The organism is Saccharopolyspora shandongensis (assembly GCF_900106995.1).
GTDB classification, from domain to species: Bacteria; Actinomycetota; Actinomycetes; order Mycobacteriales; family Pseudonocardiaceae; genus Saccharopolyspora; species Saccharopolyspora shandongensis.
On record NZ_FNOK01000025.1, the window covers coordinates 44823 to 60226 of the forward strand.

Genomic DNA, 15404 nt, shown 5'->3' on the forward strand with positions numbered 1-15404 from the left:
AGAGGTGCTTGGTCGTGCACGAGGTCGGGGAGGCCCGGACGTCGGCGGTGCTGTTGCGCCGCGCGGCATCCGGTGATCAGCAGGCGTGGCAGGAACTGGTGGACCGCAACGCCCCGGTGGTCTGGGGCGTGTCGCGGGCGTTCACGACGAACAACGCGGACGCCGAGGACATCTACCAGGCCACCTGGTTGCTGCTGGCGGAGAACCTGGGGCGGCTGCGCGAACCGGAGTCGCTGTCCGGGTGGCTGGTGACCACCGCGCGGCGCGAGGCGATGCGGTTGCGCCGGGCGAGGCGGCGGGAATCGCCCGTCGGGCTGGATTCCGGCGATCTAGGGCCGCCGGACCACGCGGAGGACCCGGAGCACAAGGTGCTGCGGGCCATGACGAGTTCGCGGCTGGCGCAGTCGTTCGCCCAACTGCCGCAGCGCTGCCAGCAGTTGCTGCGGGTGCTGGCGGTCGCGCCGGAGACGACCTATTCCCAGGTCAGCCAGGCATTGGGGATGCCGAGGGGGACGATCGGGCCGAAGAAGAGCCGCTGCCTGGCGGAGCTGCGGCGGCTCATGCTGGCCGGCGACATCCCCGAGGAGGTGGCGGGATGAGCCGGTGGATGCCGTCCGAGCTGCGGCGCTTGCGCGAGATTTTCCAGTCCTGCGACCCGGTTCCAGAGCACGCCCTGGCGGGCGCGTACTCGGCCATGGCGCGGCGCTCGCCGCACCTGGACCGGGTGGCGTTGGAGCTCGTCGGCGACTCGGCGGAGTCGTCGGCGAGGGTCCGGTCCGGGCGGCCGGAGCCGAGGGTGCTGACCTTCGCGATGCCCGGCCGGGTGCTGGAGATCGACCTGGTGCCGACCGTGGCCGGCCAGTACCGGGCGTCCGGGATGGTGCTGAACCGGGCGGGCCACGCCGCGCCGGCGGGCGAGGTCGTGCTCCGCCATCCGGCCGGGGAATGCGCGGGCCCGCTGGACGAACACGGCGCGTTCCGGGTGGCCGACGTGCCCCGCGGCCCGATCAGCGTGGTGTTCCGGCCGCTCCGGTCGGCGCCCGCAGTCGCCGATTGGCTGGTCTGTTGAGCGCCGGGACGGCGGTGGCACCGCCGGATGAGATCACCGCGGCGCTGTGGTGGCGGGACAACGCCGGCACGGAACCGGACACGGCCATGCGCAAGGCGGAGGAACTGCTGTCGGGCACCGGCGACGCGGAGTTGAGGGTGCTCGCCCGGCACATCGCGGCGCTCGCCGCGGTCGAGCGCGGGAAGGTGCGGCAGGCGCAGCGGCACGCGCGCCTCGGGTTGGCCGCGGCGAACCGGACCGGGCAGCCGGAGCGGGCCGCGCAGCTGCGGCTCACGCTCGCGTGGATCGAGATGGAGCGCGGTGCGACGAGCGCGAGCTGGGCGCAGCTGGTGGCGGCGGAGCCGTCGCTGCCGGCTGCGGACCAGACCAGGGCGGCCTGCCTGCGCGGCCTCCTGCACTGCCAGAGCGACCAGCACCACGAGGCGATAGCGGAGCTGAGCCGGGCATTGCGGAGCCTGTCGGCGGGCGACGACCGGCGCTGGCGGGCGAACGCGTTGCTGGGGCGTGGCCTGGCGAACCTGTACACCAACAGGTTGGCCGCCGCGGAGGCGGATCTTGCCGCCGCGGAACGGGTTTTCGCGTCGGACGGCAGGACCGCGCGGGCGGCGGGCTGCTTGCACAACCGCGGTTGCGTCGCGTTCCGGGCCGGTGATCTGCCGCGTGCGCTGAGGCTGTTCGAGGAGGCGGTGGCCGCCGGGCTGGACGTCGAGTCGAACCCGGAGGCGCTGGTCGATCGGGCGGAGGCGTTGGCGGCGGCCGGGTTGAGCGGGGAGGCCCGCGCGGCGATGAAGCAGGCGGCCGACCGGTTGGCCGCCTGCGGCCGGGCCGGCCGACTCGCCGAAACCAGGCTGGCGCTGGCGGGCTGCGCGTTGCGCGACGGCGATGCGGTTGCGGCCGCCGAGGCCGCAGGCAGCGCACGGCGGTTGTTCCGCGCGCAGCGGCGCCCGGCGTGGGCGGCGTTGGCGACGGCCATCGCGTGGCAGGCGAAGCTGCGTGGCGGCCAGTGCTCCCGCTACGCGTTCGGGGCCGCGCGGCGAGCCGCCGCCGCGTGCGAGGAGGCCGGGTGGATCGGACCTGCGGCAGAGCTGCGGCTCATCGCCGGTCGGAGTGCTGCCCGCGCCGGGATGCACGCGTTGTCCCGCAAGCTTTTCGCGCTGTGCGTCCCGCTGCGCGACGAGCTTTCGGGGCCTCCGCAACATCGGGCGCTGGGGTGGCTGGCCGAAGCGCTGCTGGCTGATCAGGACGGTGACGTGGACCGGGTGTTCGCGGCGTGCCGGGGCGGGTTGCAGGCCGTTGACGGCCAAGCGGCCGGGATGGCGGCCTTCGAACTGCGGGTGCACGCGCTCGGCCTGGCGGGCGAGCTGGGCGACGTCGCGGTCGGCGCCGCGCTCCGCACCGGTGATCCGCGGCTGGTCCTGCGCTGGACGGAGCGGTCGAGGTGCAGCGCGCTGCACCGCCGGGTCCTGCGGCCGCCGACGGATTCGAGGCTGAACTCCGCGTTGGTGCGGCTGCGCGCTGCGGTGCTGGAAGCGCAGGGCAGCCGCGACCCGAAGCGCGCGCTGGCCACGATCGCGGAGCTGGAAGAGCTGGTGCGCCACCGCGCGATGCTGGTGCGCGGCCGCACCAGCGGCCTCCGGGCGCCCGGAGGCATCGACGACGTCATCGCGGAGCTCGGCGATTCGGTGCTGCTCAGCCTCTTTTCCCATGGCGATCGGTTGTTCGCGGTGTCCATTGTGGATGGTGATGTGCGGCTGCACGTGCTCGGTCCGGAGGCGAATGCGGAAGGCCACGCGGCCCGGCTCCGGCACTTGCTCGCGCGGCAGGCGGTGGGCACCGCGCCGAGCGCAGCGCCGGTCTTCGAGATGCGCGCGCGCCGCGAGGCGGAGGAGTTGCAGGCGCAGCTGCTCGCGCCGGTGCTGCCCGCGCTCGAACGAGGTCGGCCGCTCGTCGTGATCCCGACCGGACGCCTGCACGTGCTGCCGTGGGCGGCGCTGCCGGAGTGCCGCGGCCGCAGTGTGACCGCGAGCCCGTCGTTGCGGTGCTGGTTGCGCGGTGCATCGGATTCGCGGAGCGCGGATCGGGCCGGTGCGCCGGTGTGGATCGCGGGCCCTGGCCTGGAGCACGCGGAGCGGGAGGTCGAAGGTCTGCACGCGGTCGCGGGCGGGCGACTGCTGGTGGGCGCCGAGGCGATCTCGGAGCGGATCCTATCCACTGTGGACGGGGCGGCGATCGTGCACATCGCCGCGCACGGCCGGTTCCGGGACGACCAACCGCTGCTGTCGTGCGTGGATCTCGCCGACGGGCCGCTGTACGCCTACGACCTGGACCGGCTGCATCGCGGCCCCACCACGGTGGTGCTGTCGGCCTGCGACGTGGGCCGGTCGGCGGTCAGCCGGGGCGACCAGCTCAGCGGCCTGGCGACCACGCTCCTCGGGCGCGGCACCGCGACAGTGATCGCCAGCGTCGTGCCGGTGCCGGACGAGCGCACGGCAGGCGTGATGACGTCGCTGCACCGCGCGCTCCGCGCGGGCCGTCCCGCCGCTGCGGCGCTGGCGGAAGCCCAAGCGGAGCACGGCGAAACCGGATTCGTCTGCCTCGGATACGGAGGTGGTCGATGACCGGAACGTGCCGCGTCAGCGGAGCTTGTGGAGGCGCCGGATCGCTTCGTCCAAGACCTCGTCGCGCTTGCAGAAGGCGAACCGCACCAGGTGCTTGGCGTCCTCCGGGTTGTCGCAGAAGACCTGCACCGGGATCGCGGCGAGCCCGATCCGCTCCGGCAGCGAGCGGCACAGCTCGGCGCCGTCCGCGAAGCCCAGCGGCCGGACGTCGGCGCAGATGAAGTAGGTGCCCTCGCTGGCGAGCACGTCGAAGCCCGCCTCGGTCAGCCCGCCGGCGAGCCGGTCCCGCTTGCGCTGGAGGTCCTCGCGCAACCGCTCGACCCAGTCGAGCTCGTTGCGCAGGGCGTGCGCGACGGCGGGCTGGAACGGCGCGCCGCCGACGAAGGTCATGAACTGCTTGGCCGCGCGAACGGCGGCGACGAGCTCGGCCGGACCGCAGATCCAGCCGATCTTCCAGCCGGTGGCGCTGAAGCTCTTGCCGACGCTGGAGATCGACAGCGTCCGCTCGGCCATGCCGGGCAGGGTGGCCAGCGGGCGGTGCTGGCGGCCGTCGAAGATCAGGTGCTCGTAGACCTCGTCGGTGATGGCGATCACGTCGTTGTCGCGGCAGACCTCGGCGATCACGGCCAGCTCGGCATCGGTGAACACGGTGCCGGTCGGGTTGTGCGGCGAGTTCAGCACCAGGGCGCGGGTCTGCGGCCCGACGGCGGCGCGCAGTGCCTCGACGTCGAGCTCGAAGCGGTGGTCGGGGCCCTGCCGCAGCGCGACGGTGCGGCGCACCCCGCCGGCCATCGCGATGGCGACCGGGTAGGAGTCGTAGTACGGCTCGACGAGCACCACCTCGTCGCCGGGCTCGACCAGGGCGAGCATCGCGGCCGTCAGCGCCTCGGTCGCGCCGACGGTGACGAGCACCTCGTCCTCGGGGCGGTGCTCGATGCCATAGCGCGCCTGGCGGTGCTCGGAGATCGCGGCCCGCAGGTCCGGCTCGCCGGCACCCGGCGGGTACTGGTTGACGCCGTTGGCGATGGCCTCCTGCGCGACGCGCAGCATGCCCGCGGGACCGTCGGTGTCCGGGAAGCCCTGCCCGAGGTTGACCGCGCCCGTCCGCCGGGCGAGCTCGGTGATCTCGGCGAAGATCGTGGACGTGAAGGGCCGCAACCGGCTGGTGAGGGCAGGAGTACGCACGTTTCCGCAGGGTAGTCGAAAACACGGGTGCGACGCTCGGTCGTCTCGCGCTGTGGTCGGGACTGGCGGCCTCCTGCCGCTGCCGGATCGCCGTGTCGCGTCGGTGCTCGTCGGGCGCTGCCACAATCGGTATGTGCAGCCGACAGCGGATTCCGACAGTGACAAGCGCCGTGGCCTGCGGCGGATGAAGGCGGTGGCCGGCGGGTTCCTGCTGGTCGCGACCCTGATCTACGTGATCGCCCGCTGGCAGGAGAACGCCGGCGCCGGTGCCTGGGTGGGGTACGTGCGGGCCGCGGCCGAGGCGGGCATGGTCGGTGCGCTGGCGGACTGGTTCGCGGTCACCGCGCTGTTCCGGCGGCCGCTGGGCCTGCCGATCCCGCACACCGCGATCATCCCGACGCGCAAGGACATGATCGGCCGCAGCCTCGGCGACTTCGTCGGCTCGAACTTCCTGGCTGAGCAGGTGGTCCGGGACAAGCTGCGCCGCGCGGAGGTCAGCCGCCGCCTCGGCGGCTGGCTCGACGACGCCGACCACGCCGAGCGGGTCACTTCGGAGCTGGCCACGGCGGTGCGCGGCGCCGTGCAGGTGCTGCGGGACGAGGACGTGCAGGCCGTGCTGGAGCAGGCGGTCGTGCGCAAGGTGCTCGCCCAGCCCTGGGGGCCGCCGCTGGGCCGGATCCTCGGCCAGGTCTTCGCCGACGGTTCGCACCACAAGCTCGTCGACCTGATCTGCGACCGGGCATACGACTGGGTGCGGGACAACCACGAAACCGTGCTGCGCGTGGTCAGCCAGCGCGCGCCGTCGTGGTCGCCGAAGTTCTTCGACGCCATCGTGGCGGACAAGATCTACGCCGAGGTGCTGTCGTTCGCGTGGGCGGTCAAGACCGACCCGGAGCACCCGATGCGCAAGGCCGTCGACCGCTTCCTGGTGGAGTTCGCCGACGACCTGCAGAACGACCCCAAGACGATGGCCAAGGCGGAGCAGATCCAGCAGCAGGTGCTGGAGCACCCGGAGGTGCAGAACCTCGTCTCCTCGGCGTGGGGCACCGCCAAGAAGATGCTGCTCGACGCGGCCGAGGACCCGTCGAGCGAGCTGCGGGTGCGGGTGCGCGAAGGGCTGCGTTCGCTCGGCCGCCGGCTGGTCGAGGAGCCGGAGCTGCAGTCCAAGGTGGACGGTTGGCTGGAGGGCGCCGTGGTGTACGTGGTGTCCAACTACCGCGACGAGCTGACCACGCTGATCACCGAGACGGTGGAGCGCTGGGACGCGCAGGAGACGTCCCGCAAGATCGAGCTCCAGGTCGGCCGCGACCTGCAGTTCATCCGCATCAACGGCACCGTGGTCGGCGCCCTCGCCGGACTGCTGATCTACACCCTCTCCCAGCTGTTCCTCTGAGCGCCGCCGGTGGTTCAGATGCTGTTCGGGATGCGGTGCGGGAGGGCGGGTTGTTGTCTTTGAAGCGCCGGAGGCGCTTAGCCCACCTACGCAGCTTGCACCGCCGCGGGTTCTCAGGGGTCTTCTCGCGAGGACAGCCCCGACGTGGTGAATTGGCATTCATGAGGTCGGGGATCCCACAGCGAGAAGGCATCTGAGGGTCCGCCACCCGCACCGCTACCCAAAACGAGCCTGGAAACGAGCTCTTCAGCTGGTGTGGCGTTCCCGCCAGGAGCGGGCCTTCTCGCGGTTGCCGCACACGCGCATCGAGCACCAGGTGCGGGAGCGGTTGCGGGAGCGGTCGTAGAACGCCCACAGGCAGTCGTCGGCCGGGCAGATCTTGATCCGGTCCCAGCGCCCGGTGTGCACCAGCCTGGCCGCGGCTACCAGCACGCTCCCGATCGCGTCGCCGCCGGTCAGCGTCGGAACGCCGTTGTGCAACCGGACCTGGACCGGCCAGGCCGTTTCGAAACCCGCCTGCGGTCGGACGCTGCAGGACACCGCGGTGCGCATGGCGTCCCGGATCTCCCGCGCGGCGTCGACGCCCGGCGCCTTGCCGAGGCCCTGGTCGATGCACCACTGCTGCCACTGCCCGGGATCGTCCAGGATCTCGGTGCCCTTCTCGGCGTCGCAGGTGTTCAGGAAGGCCAGGACCAGCTCGATGTCGTGGTCGAAGTCGAGTTCGACGCCCTCCAGGGCCGACGGGCGATCCACCACCGGAGCGACAGCTCTGCTGTTCACGAACACCATCGTAAGCCAATAGGGGGTTGTGCCGGCCTCATGTAACCAACACAATCATTACACCGGTTAGTAACCGGTGAACGTGTTTGACAGGTTGGAGTGTGGCGGTGAATCCGATCCAGATCGAGTCGTACGGGTACTCCGAGAGCAGTCGCGAGCTGACTGCGTGCGCTGCCCGCGGTGCCGAGATCGACCGGGCGCTGAAGGAAGAGGGCCGGCTCCGTCCCGCGTGGCTCGACCGGTTCGCCAACTGGTGGGCCTCGGCGACGGCGGCGCTGAGACCCGGCGCCGCGGTGGATCCCGGTCCGGCTCCGCGTGGCTGCCTCAACTGATGACGAGAGGGATGACGATGACGACGACCTTGCGTTTGGTCGCCTTCGCGATCGACTGCCCGGACCCGCGGGCGCTGGCTGAGTTCTACGGGCGGTTGCTGGGCTGGGAGATCGACGAATCGGAGACCGAGGACGACTGGGTTGAGCTCGCGGACCCGGCCGGCGGTGCGGGGCTGGGCTTCCAGCGGGACCCGGGCTATCGGCCGCCGACTTGGCCGAGCCGGGAGGTGCCGCAGATGATGCACCTGGACATCAGGGTGTCGACGCTCGCGGAGGGGCACGAGCAGGCGATCGCGGCGGGTGCGACGCCCCTGCCGCAGCCGCCCGACCAGCAGGGCGCGAGCTGGCGCGTCTACGCCGACCCGGCCGGGCACCCGTTCTGCTTGTGCGCCCCGCAGGGCTGATCGCGTCTGCGGCCTCGCCGTCGATGGCAGCGACGGCGAGGCCGCCGCGCTGTCGTCGGGTAGGACCCGATCGGGTGCAAGCAGAGTGCTTGCAAGAGTTAGCACTCATGCGTATCGTGGTTGGTGACCGGAAAGGTGCTAGCCCGATGGAACGCGTGGACAAAGCCGTCAACAAGGCCGTCAACCAGGCGGTCAGCGACCTCGGCAGCTACATCCGGACGCAACGCAACAACGCCCAGATCTCGTTGCGGCAGCTGGCGAAGCTCGCCGGCGTGTCGAATCCCTACCTGAGCCAGGTGGAGCGCGGGCTGCGCAAGCCCAGCGCGGAGATCCTGCAGCAGATAGCCAAGGGGCTGCGGATCTCCGCCGAAGCGCTCTACGTGCAGGCCGGGATCTTGGAGCGCCGCGAGAGCGGGCCGGTGGTGGACGCGATCCTCGCCGACCCGGAGCTCAACGAGCGGCAGAAACAAGTGCTTCTGGACATCTACGCCTCGTTCCGGCGGGAACACGACACCGCAGCGGACGGGGACACCGAGCAACCCGAGGAGTGACCGCCATGCCGGCTTTCCCGAAGACCGACGACGTGAACAAGGTGCGCGAGCAGGCCGCGCACGCCCTGGGCGAGGCCGTCGAGCAGGCCCGCACCCCGCTGCTCGCCGCGCTCGGCGCCGGTGACCTCGCCGCCCAGGCCCTGGTGGAGGCGGTCAACAAGGTCCGCACCCAGCTCAACGAGCGCGCCGAGGCTGCGCGCCAGGAACTGCCCGGCGACTTCGGTGAGCTGCGCGACAAGTTCGACCCGGCCGAGCTGCGCAAGCGCGTCGACGCCTACAGCCAGACCGCGAAGAACCTCTACGACTACCTGGCCGAGCGCGGCGAGGAGACGCTGCACCGGCTGCAGGACCAGCCGCAGGTCAAGAAGGTCTGGGACCAGGTGGGCACCGCGCAGGGCAAGGTCGAGGACACCGTCGACGAGGTCCGCGACCTGGCCGACGACGTGCTGGGCAAGGTCAGCCGCCCGTTCGGCAAGGCCGAGGAAGAGGCCGCCGAGGAGCCGAAGAAGGCCGCCGAGCCGGAGGCCGAGGCGCCCGCCGCCAAGCCGGCTGCGAAGCCCGCCGCGAAGACCACGGCCGCGCGGACCACCACCCGCAAGACCACGACCAAGCCGACCGACGCGAAGAAGTCCTCGACCAGCAAGTCCAGCGAGAGCTGACGGTCCGGCAGGGTGACCACGGCGCCGGCGACCACGTAGGGTGGGCGTGTGGAGCTGGCGCTTTGGATCCTGACGATCATCTGGATTGCGGGCATCCCGGTCGGGGTTTTCGCTTTCGTGCACGCGGCGTCGCAGCGCGCGGACGCCTTCACCGCCGTGGACAAGTTGAACAAGCTGGCCTGGATGGGCATCACGGGTGCCGCCGCGCTGGTGCTGATCTTCAGCACGATGGGACCGTTCACGATCATCTGGATCGCCGGGCTGGTCGCCTCGCTGGTCTACCTCGTCGACGTCCGGCCCAAGGTGAAGGAAATCCAGGGGCGGTCCTGGTAGTGGGGGCTAGCTGGGCGGCGCACGGCCGTGGCACCCCGGTGACGCTGGTCGTGCACGGTTTGGGCGCGACCGAAGGAGAAGCCCGCATCCCGGCCTCCGGGCTGCCGGGCACCCGCGTCGTCCTGGCGCTTCCGGGTCACGGCAGCGCCGACGACGCGCCGCCGGACTACTGGAACTACGCCTCGATCGCGGCGGATGTCCTCGCCGTGGCGGACGAGGTCGAGGCGACCCGCGCCGTCGGCGTCTCGCTCGGAGCGGGCGCGTTGACGCGCATCGCCGCGGAGCACCCGGACCGGTTCGAGCGGCTGGCGCTGCTGTTGCCCGCCGCCCTGGACAGGCCGCGCGAGGTGGCCGCGACCTGGGCGTTCGAGCGGCTCGCGGCGGCGGTCGCGGCCGGCGGCGAGACGTTGCGCGAGACCGTGGCCGCAGACCTGCCCGAGGGCGTGGAGGTCGGCGACTACGTCGAGCGCCGCGCTGAGGCGCTGCTGCGGCTGGAAGACGCGCTGCGCGAGCTGCCGGAGCAGGTTCCGGTGCCAGATGCCGCCGTGCTGGCCGGTGTCCGGTCGGAGGTGCTGGTCGTCGGCGCCACCGACGATCCGCTGCACCCGGCCGAGGTCGCCAAGGCGGTGGCCGCGGCCTTCGCCCGCGCGCGGCTGGAGATCCTGCCCTCCCCGGCGCCGATGCTCACGCACCGCCGGGAGCTGCGCCGCCTGCTGGTGGACTTCCTCGGCTGAACCCACGTCCGGCAGCCCAGGCGGGATTCGTATTGTCTGGTCATGGGTGTTGATTGGTCTGCGGCGGCAGGAACGCTGGACGTCACGTCGGCGCTGGAGCGCCTCGAACTGCTCGCCGAGCCGGTCGCGGCCGCGGTCCGCGAGCTCGACGACGAGCAGATCGGGGTGACCGAGATCGACCCGGATCTGGCGGACACCGCCGCGTTCTGCGAAAAGTACGGCTCGCCGCTGGAGCTGTCGGCGAACTGCGTGGTGGTCGCGGGCAAGCGCGCCGGCGAGGTCCGCTATGCCGCGTGCGTGGTGCTGGCCACGACTCGCGCCGACGTCAACGGCGTGGTCAAGCGGCGGCTGGACGTGCGCAAGGCGTCGTTCGCGCCGATGGACGACGCGGTGCAGCTCACCGGCATGGAGTACGGCGGGATCACGCCGTTCGGCCTGCCCGCCGACTGGCCGATCCTGGTGGACTCCGAGGTGGCCGCGGCCCCGGCCGTGGTCGTCGGCAGCGGCGTCCGGCGCAGCAAGATCATCACGCCGGGCGAGCTCCTGGCCCGGCTTCCGGGCGCAGAGGTCCTGGAGGGCCTCGGTCGCTGACCCGGCTCGCGCGCCGGCGTCACCGTCCACATCGGACTCGGCGCGTTGGCCGAGGGCGAGATCGGGGTGCTTTCCGCGCCAGGAGGCCACTGTGGACATGACGCAGGCTGCTGCCTGATTCGTTGCCCTGGCGCGGAAAGCCGCGACTTTCGTCCACGCTGGACCAGGCTGATGGTGGGCAAGGTCCGCGTCGGATCAGAAGACGACGGTGCGGCGGCCGTGGACCAGGACCCGGTCTTCGAGGTGCGCGCGCAGGCCCCGGGCCAGCACGAGCTTCTCGGCGTCCCGGCCCTTGCGGACCATGTCCGTCACGTCGTCGGTGTGGTCCACGCGGATCACGTCCTGCTCGACGATCGGTCCCGCGTCCAGCTCCGCGGTCACGTAGTGGCACGTCGCGCCGATGAGCTTCACGCCGCGCTCGTATGCCTGGTGGTACGGGCGGGCCCCGGCGAACGACGGCAGGAAGCTGTGGTGGATGTTCAGCGCCCGGCCCGCCCACGCCTCGCACAGCTCGGGCGGCAGCACCTGCATGAAGCGGGCGAGCACGATCGCGTTCGGGTCGTGGTCGTCCACCAGCTTCTGGACCTCCCGGAACGCCGCCGCCTTCGCGTCCGGGTCCTTGCCGAACGGCACGTGGTGGAACGGGATGCCGTGCGCCTCGGTGATGGGGCCTAGGTCCTGGTGGTTGCCGATCACCGCGCGCAGGTCGACGTCGAGCTCCCCGGAGCCGATGCGGCCGAGCAGGTCGTGCAGGCAGTGGCCTTCCTTCGACACCAGGATCACGACGCGCCGCCGCTCGCCGGTGTCGGCCACCCGCCAGTCGGTGCGGCTGCCGAGCTCCTCGGCGACGGAGGCGAACCGGCGGCGCAGCTCGTCGATGCCGAACGGCAGCGAGTCCGCGCGGACCTCCTGCCGGGTGAAGAACCAGCCGGTGTTGATGTCGGTGTGGTAGCCGGCCTCGACGATCCAACCGCCGTGCTCGGCGATGAAGGTCGCGATGCGGGCGACGATCCCGGTGCGGTCCGGGCACCCGAGGCTGATGACGAAACGGCGTTCGGAAGGGCTCACGGCCGGTGATTATCGCAGGTAGCAATGGCTGTACCGGCAACAGGCCGAGCCACACGACGCCCACTAGGAGTCATCATTTCGCCTGCTCGGGTGCAATAGCCGTGCTACTCGGTTGCGCGGCGGTGCCGGTAGCGGAATCTCAGGCGCCTACCCGTTGTGGGATCCCCGACATCATGAATTCCAACCACGCCGGGGCTGTCCTCGCGAGAGGACACCTGAGAACCCGCGGCTGCGCCGCTTCAAAGACGACAACCCGCCCTATTGGGGTGCCATAGCGCCCCAAGGCACTCACGGGCGTCAGCGCCCGGCGGCGAGGGCTGCGAGGGCGTCGTCGCCGGTGACCACGGCAGTGCTCGGGCGGCCCCAGACCCGCCGGAACACCGCGTCCGCGGTGCCCGCGACCGTCGCGTCGACCGCCAGCGCCGCGTCGGTCGGCGCCCCGACCAGCGGCGGCCGACCCGGCCGGTACTCGACCAGCCACGCGCGGCCCGCGTCCGGAGCGTGGAAGAGCACCTTGCCTTCGTTCTCCTGCTCAGCCCAGTCGCCCAGGGGCAGCAGCGCGGTCAGGAACTCGTCGATGCCGTCGGCCGCCAGCTCCGGGTCGAAGATCAGCTCGTGCACGTGGTCCGGGCCGAGCCCGGCGAGCGCATGCTCCGCGTCGAGCCGGTGGATCGCCGTCTCGTGCGCCATCCTCCGGATCCAGGTCCGCGGCGTGCCGCCGGGGAAGAGCGACCGCACGGGCCGATCCTGATCCATTGTGGAAATCGTCTGGAGCAGGATCGCCAGCCGCTCGTCCCACCAGGCGACCACGTCGTCGAACTCGGCCGGCGGTCGCGGGACCTCGGGACGCTCGCTGCCAGGCTCCAGGTGCAGGGAGAGCTCCGCCCTCGCGTAGGCCTGCGCGAGGTGCTGGACCAGCTTGCGGACGTCCCAGCCGGGGCAGGTCGAGACCTCGGCGTTCGGCCCGGCCTGGAGCACGGCGCCGCGGAAGGCCGCGGCCTGGTCCCGGAATGCGCGGTGCAAGAAGTCGCTCGCCATGCCTCCACAATAGGAATCCGGGCGCCGTCGCGGGTACCGGCGGCGGGCCGCGAGATCAGTGGTCGCAGAAGTCCCGGTTCGGCCGGGGTGATCCGCAACAGGACCCACCGGCCCGGCTCAGGGCGCCACCGCGGACCAGTCGACGGTGAGCTCGCCCAGCCGCCACCGGCGGCGCCGGTCCAGCACCGGCCAGCCCAGCTCCGCGAACGACTGCGCGGCCTGCGCCCAGCGGGCGCGCGGCCCGAACGGGGCCATCGAGGCGGCCTTCGCCCAGCACGCGTCGAGCTCGGCCAGCATCGCGTGCACCTTCTCACCCGGCACGTTGCGGTGGATCAAGGTCTTCGGGAGCCGCTCGGCGAGGTCCGACGGCCGCTCGATGTCGGCGGGCAGGCAGGCCAGCGTCAGCGTCCGCGGCCCGCTCCGGTCCAGCGTCACCCAGCAGCAGCGCCGCCCGATCTCGTCGCAGGTGCCCTCCACCAGCAACCCGTCGGGCGCCAGCCGGGAGCACAGCTCGTCCCACGCCTTCCACGCCTCGGGCTCGGTGTACTGGCGCAGCACGTTCAACGCCCGCACCAGCGCCGGCCCCGGGAAGTCGCGCACCCCGGCGGCCAGCCCGGCCAGCTCGAACCCGCCGCGGCGGAACTCCAGCGCGGGCGGATCGGCGACGAGCTTGCCGGCCGCCACCCGGTCCGGGTCGATCTCCAGCCCGACCACCCGCGCGTCCGGGCGCAGCGGCCGCAGCCGCGCCGCCAGCTCCACGGTGGTCACCGGGGTGGCGCCGTAGCCGAGGTCGATGACGACCGGCTCCGCGGCGTTGCGCAGCGCGTCGGCGACCCATTGCGTGCCGGTGATCCACCGGTCGATGCGTCGCAGCCGGTTCGGGTTGGTGGTGCCGCGCGTGGGCATGCCCAGGGCGCGGGCCCGACCGGCGGCGAGCCGGGGCGCCCGCTTCTTCGGGGCCGAGTTCATCCCCGGCGGGCCAGCCACTCGGTCGTGAAGTGCTCCTCGTCGGACAGCAGCTTCTGCACCTGGTCGACGATCAGGTCTTCCAGCTTGCCGCCCAGGAACGGCACGTTCACCCGCACGCTGCCGGACACCACGAACTCGCTGACCGCGGCTCCGGCCGGTTCGACCAGGTCGCGCAGCCACATCGAGCCGGTGATCGAGCAGGGTGCGCCGGCGATCTCGGCGGCGATCTCGCCGGTGTAGTGCCCGTCCTCCTCGCGCCGCCACGATTCGCTGCGGTCGATCGTCAGGTCCCCGCCGACCACCGTGCGAGCCACCGACGGCAGCGAGTCGGCGTGCACGCCCTGGCGCAGCTGGAACCGCGCGCCGTCCTCGGTGTCGACGTGCTGGACCAGCGCCGCGCTGGCGCCACCGATCTCCGCCAGCCGGTCGGTGAGGTAGTCCTTGTCGATCAGCGCCTCGTACACCCGGGCGGCGGGCCACTCGGAGGTGCTCCGGTGCTCGATGCGGCGTGCCATGCAGCGGAGGCTACCTTTGGCAACCGTGAATCCCTCCATGTCCGGTGCCGAAGAAGTGCGCGACAACACTCGGTCGTCGGATCCGCACGCAGCCGGGACCGCCGTCGACGGCCGGTCGCTGGCCGGCTACACCACGCTGCGGCTGGGTGGCCCGGCGGCCGACCTGGTGGTCGCGCACCACCCAGACGACCTGACCGCCGCGGTGCGGGCCGCGGACTCGGCCGGGCAGCGGCTGCTGGTGCTGGGCGGCGGATCGAACGTCGTGGTCGCGGACGAGGGCTTCGCCGGGCACGTGGTGCGGATCGCCACCAAGGGGCGTCAGTACGACAGCGTCGGCGACGGGCTGGTGCAGCTCACGGCGGAGGCCGGCGAGGACTGGGACGAGGTGGTCGCCGACACGGTCCGCCAGGGCCTGGGCGGGCTCGAATGCCTGTCCGGGATCCCCGGCCTGACCGGGGCGACGCCGGTGCAGAACGTCGGTGCCTACGGCGTCGAGGTGTCCGAGCTGCTGGTCTCGGTCGACTTGCTGGACCGCGCCACCGGGCGAGTGCGTACGGTCCCGGCCGACGAGCTCGGGCTGGCCTACCGGACCAGCGTGCTCAAGCACAGCGACGCGGCCGTGGTGCTGCGCGCCCGGTTCCTGCTGCGCGACGGCGGCCGGTCGGCCCCGATCCGGTACGCCGAGCTCGCGCGCACGCTCGGCGTGGAGCCCGGCGGGCAGGTCGACGTGGCAGCCGCCCGCGAGGCGGTGCTGGCGCTGCGGCGCGGCAAGGGCATGGTGCTCGACCCGGCCGACCACGACACCTGGAGCGCCGGTTCGTTCTTCACGAACCCGATCGTCGAGGCCGACGACGTGCCCGAGGTGCTGTCCCGGATCGGCGCCGAGATCGGCCCGGACCAGCGGATCCCGCAGTACCCGGCGGACGGCGGCCAGACCAAGCTGTCCGCGGCGTGGCTGATCGAGCGCGCCGGGTTCGCCAAGGGGCATCCCGGCCCCGGCGGACGGGTGGGGCTGTCCACCAAGCACACCCTCGCGCTGACCAACCGCGGCGCCGCGACGACCCGCGACCTGCTACTTCTAGCGCGTGAAGTTCGGGACGGGGTACGCCTGGCCTTCGGCGTTTCGCTGGCACCCGAGCCCGTGTTGGTGGACTGTTCGCTGTAG

At 72.2% G+C, this 15404-nt stretch carries 18 protein-coding genes; 12 read left to right on the forward strand and 6 right to left on the reverse strand.

What is annotated here, in order from left to right; translation table 11 throughout:
- Positions 1-14 precede the first annotated feature (14 nt).
- From BLW84_RS24620 to BLW84_RS24630, 3 genes are read left to right on the forward strand one after another with little or no spacing between them, the layout of a single operon-like run.
- Positions 15-599, forward strand: coding sequence for an RNA polymerase sigma factor (locus tag BLW84_RS24620; protein ID WP_093269574.1), 585 nt, complete (start codon positions 15-17; stop codon positions 597-599).
- Positions 596-1069 carry a hypothetical protein gene (locus BLW84_RS24625; RefSeq protein ID WP_093269375.1) on the forward strand — a complete coding sequence of 158 codons (474 nt, stop codon included), beginning with the start codon at positions 596-598 and terminating at the stop codon, positions 1067-1069. The genes BLW84_RS24620 and BLW84_RS24625 overlap by 4 nt, the downstream gene beginning before the upstream one ends.
- Positions 1066-3687, forward strand: a complete 2622-nt coding sequence (locus tag BLW84_RS24630; RefSeq protein ID WP_093269378.1) for a CHAT domain-containing protein — start codon at positions 1066-1068, stop codon at positions 3685-3687. The genes BLW84_RS24625 and BLW84_RS24630 overlap by 4 nt, the downstream gene beginning before the upstream one ends.
- A gap of 15 nt (positions 3688-3702) precedes the next feature.
- Here BLW84_RS24630 and BLW84_RS24635 read toward each other — a convergent pair whose 3' ends face one another.
- The gene (locus tag BLW84_RS24635) at positions 3703-4872 is read right to left on the reverse strand and encodes a pyridoxal phosphate-dependent aminotransferase (protein ID WP_093269380.1); all 1170 of its coding nucleotides are present in this window, start codon (positions 4870-4872) and stop codon (positions 3703-3705) included.
- A 184-nt stretch (positions 4873-5056) separates the two neighbouring features.
- On the opposite strand from BLW84_RS24635, the gene BLW84_RS24640 reads away from it, so the two are divergent.
- Positions 5057-6265, forward strand: a complete 1209-nt coding sequence (locus BLW84_RS24640) for a DUF445 domain-containing protein (protein ID WP_093269576.1) — start codon at positions 5057-5059, stop codon at positions 6263-6265.
- A 246-nt stretch (positions 6266-6511) separates the two neighbouring features.
- On the opposite strand, the gene BLW84_RS24645 is transcribed toward BLW84_RS24640, so the two are convergent.
- Positions 6512-7054 carry a CGNR zinc finger domain-containing protein gene (locus BLW84_RS24645; RefSeq protein WP_093269382.1) on the reverse strand — a complete coding sequence of 181 codons (543 nt, stop codon included), beginning with the start codon at positions 7052-7054 and terminating at the stop codon, positions 6512-6514.
- Positions 7055-7152: 98 nt separating this feature from the next.
- On the opposite strand from BLW84_RS24645, the gene BLW84_RS24650 reads away from it, so the two are divergent.
- From BLW84_RS24650 to BLW84_RS24680, 7 genes are all read left to right on the forward strand, one after another.
- Positions 7153-7377, forward strand: a complete 225-nt coding sequence (locus BLW84_RS24650) for a hypothetical protein (protein ID WP_093269385.1) — start codon at positions 7153-7155, stop codon at positions 7375-7377.
- 17 nt (positions 7378-7394) lie between these two features.
- The gene (locus tag BLW84_RS24655; RefSeq protein ID WP_425441748.1) at positions 7395-7781 is read left to right on the forward strand and encodes a VOC family protein; all 387 of its coding nucleotides are present in this window, start codon (positions 7395-7397) and stop codon (positions 7779-7781) included.
- A gap of 146 nt (positions 7782-7927) precedes the next feature.
- A complete protein-coding gene (locus BLW84_RS24660) occupies positions 7928-8332 on the forward strand; it encodes a helix-turn-helix domain-containing protein (RefSeq protein WP_093269388.1) in 405 nt (134 codons plus the stop codon).
- A gap of 5 nt (positions 8333-8337) precedes the next feature.
- Positions 8338-8991: a hypothetical protein gene (locus tag BLW84_RS24665; RefSeq protein ID WP_093269390.1), complete on the forward strand. Its 654-nt coding sequence runs from the start codon at positions 8338-8340 to the stop codon at positions 8989-8991.
- A gap of 48 nt (positions 8992-9039) precedes the next feature.
- Complete coding sequence (locus BLW84_RS24670) at positions 9040-9324, forward strand: DUF2516 family protein (RefSeq protein ID WP_093269392.1); 285 nt, start codon at positions 9040-9042, stop codon at positions 9322-9324.
- Positions 9324-10058, forward strand: coding sequence for an alpha/beta fold hydrolase (locus tag BLW84_RS24675; protein ID WP_093269395.1), 735 nt, complete (start codon positions 9324-9326; stop codon positions 10056-10058). Before BLW84_RS24670 ends, BLW84_RS24675 begins: the two co-directional genes overlap by 1 nt.
- 42 nt (positions 10059-10100) lie before the next feature.
- Positions 10101-10649 carry a YbaK/EbsC family protein gene (locus BLW84_RS24680; RefSeq protein WP_093269397.1) on the forward strand — a complete coding sequence of 183 codons (549 nt, stop codon included), beginning with the start codon at positions 10101-10103 and terminating at the stop codon, positions 10647-10649.
- A 195-nt stretch (positions 10650-10844) separates the two neighbouring features.
- Here the strand turns inward: BLW84_RS24680 and purU are convergent, their stop codons facing one another.
- The 4 genes from purU to BLW84_RS24700 all read right to left on the reverse strand — a co-directional run bounded on the left by purU (position 10845) and on the right by BLW84_RS24700 (position 14239).
- Complete coding sequence (gene purU, locus BLW84_RS24685) at positions 10845-11717, reverse strand: formyltetrahydrofolate deformylase (protein WP_093269400.1); 873 nt, start codon at positions 11715-11717, stop codon at positions 10845-10847.
- A 297-nt stretch (positions 11718-12014) separates the two neighbouring features.
- A complete protein-coding gene (locus BLW84_RS24690) occupies positions 12015-12755 on the reverse strand; it encodes a maleylpyruvate isomerase N-terminal domain-containing protein (protein WP_093269403.1) in 741 nt (246 codons plus the stop codon).
- A 117-nt stretch (positions 12756-12872) separates the two neighbouring features.
- The gene (locus BLW84_RS24695; RefSeq protein WP_177226674.1) at positions 12873-13724 is read right to left on the reverse strand and encodes a class I SAM-dependent methyltransferase; all 852 of its coding nucleotides are present in this window, start codon (positions 13722-13724) and stop codon (positions 12873-12875) included.
- Positions 13721-14239 carry a DUF2505 domain-containing protein gene (locus tag BLW84_RS24700; RefSeq protein WP_093269407.1) on the reverse strand — a complete coding sequence of 173 codons (519 nt, stop codon included), beginning with the start codon at positions 14237-14239 and terminating at the stop codon, positions 13721-13723. Before BLW84_RS24700 ends, BLW84_RS24695 begins: the two co-directional genes overlap by 4 nt.
- A 37-nt stretch (positions 14240-14276) precedes the next feature.
- Here BLW84_RS24700 and BLW84_RS24705 point away from each other — a divergent pair, with 37 nt between their 5' ends.
- On the forward strand, positions 14277-15404 hold the full coding sequence (locus BLW84_RS24705) for a UDP-N-acetylmuramate dehydrogenase (RefSeq protein ID WP_425441750.1): 1128 nt from the start codon (positions 14277-14279) through the stop codon (positions 15402-15404).

Coding starts and splice junctions, on each gene's coding strand:
- BLW84_RS24705 (WP_425441750.1), top strand. CDS start 14,277: ATGTCCGGTGCCGAAGAAGTGCGCGACAACACTCGGTCGTCGGATCCG.
- BLW84_RS24700 (WP_093269407.1), bottom strand. CDS start 14,239: ATGGCACGCCGCATCGAGCACCGGAGCACCTCCGAGTGGCCCGCCGCC.
- BLW84_RS24645 (WP_093269382.1), bottom strand. CDS start 7,054: ATGGTGTTCGTGAACAGCAGAGCTGTCGCTCCGGTGGTGGATCGCCCG.
- BLW84_RS24665 (WP_093269390.1), top strand. CDS start 8,338: ATGCCGGCTTTCCCGAAGACCGACGACGTGAACAAGGTGCGCGAGCAG.
- BLW84_RS24690 (WP_093269403.1), bottom strand. CDS start 12,755: ATGGCGAGCGACTTCTTGCACCGCGCATTCCGGGACCAGGCCGCGGCC.
- BLW84_RS24680 (WP_093269397.1), top strand. CDS start 10,101: ATGGGTGTTGATTGGTCTGCGGCGGCAGGAACGCTGGACGTCACGTCG.
- BLW84_RS24695 (WP_177226674.1), bottom strand. CDS start 13,724: ATGAACTCGGCCCCGAAGAAGCGGGCGCCCCGGCTCGCCGCCGGTCGG.
- BLW84_RS24640 (WP_093269576.1), top strand. CDS start 5,057: ATGAAGGCGGTGGCCGGCGGGTTCCTGCTGGTCGCGACCCTGATCTAC.
- BLW84_RS24660 (WP_093269388.1), top strand. CDS start 7,928: ATGGAACGCGTGGACAAAGCCGTCAACAAGGCCGTCAACCAGGCGGTC.
- BLW84_RS24655 (WP_425441748.1), top strand. CDS start 7,395: ATGACGACGACCTTGCGTTTGGTCGCCTTCGCGATCGACTGCCCGGAC.
- BLW84_RS24625 (WP_093269375.1), top strand. CDS start 596: ATGAGCCGGTGGATGCCGTCCGAGCTGCGGCGCTTGCGCGAGATTTTC.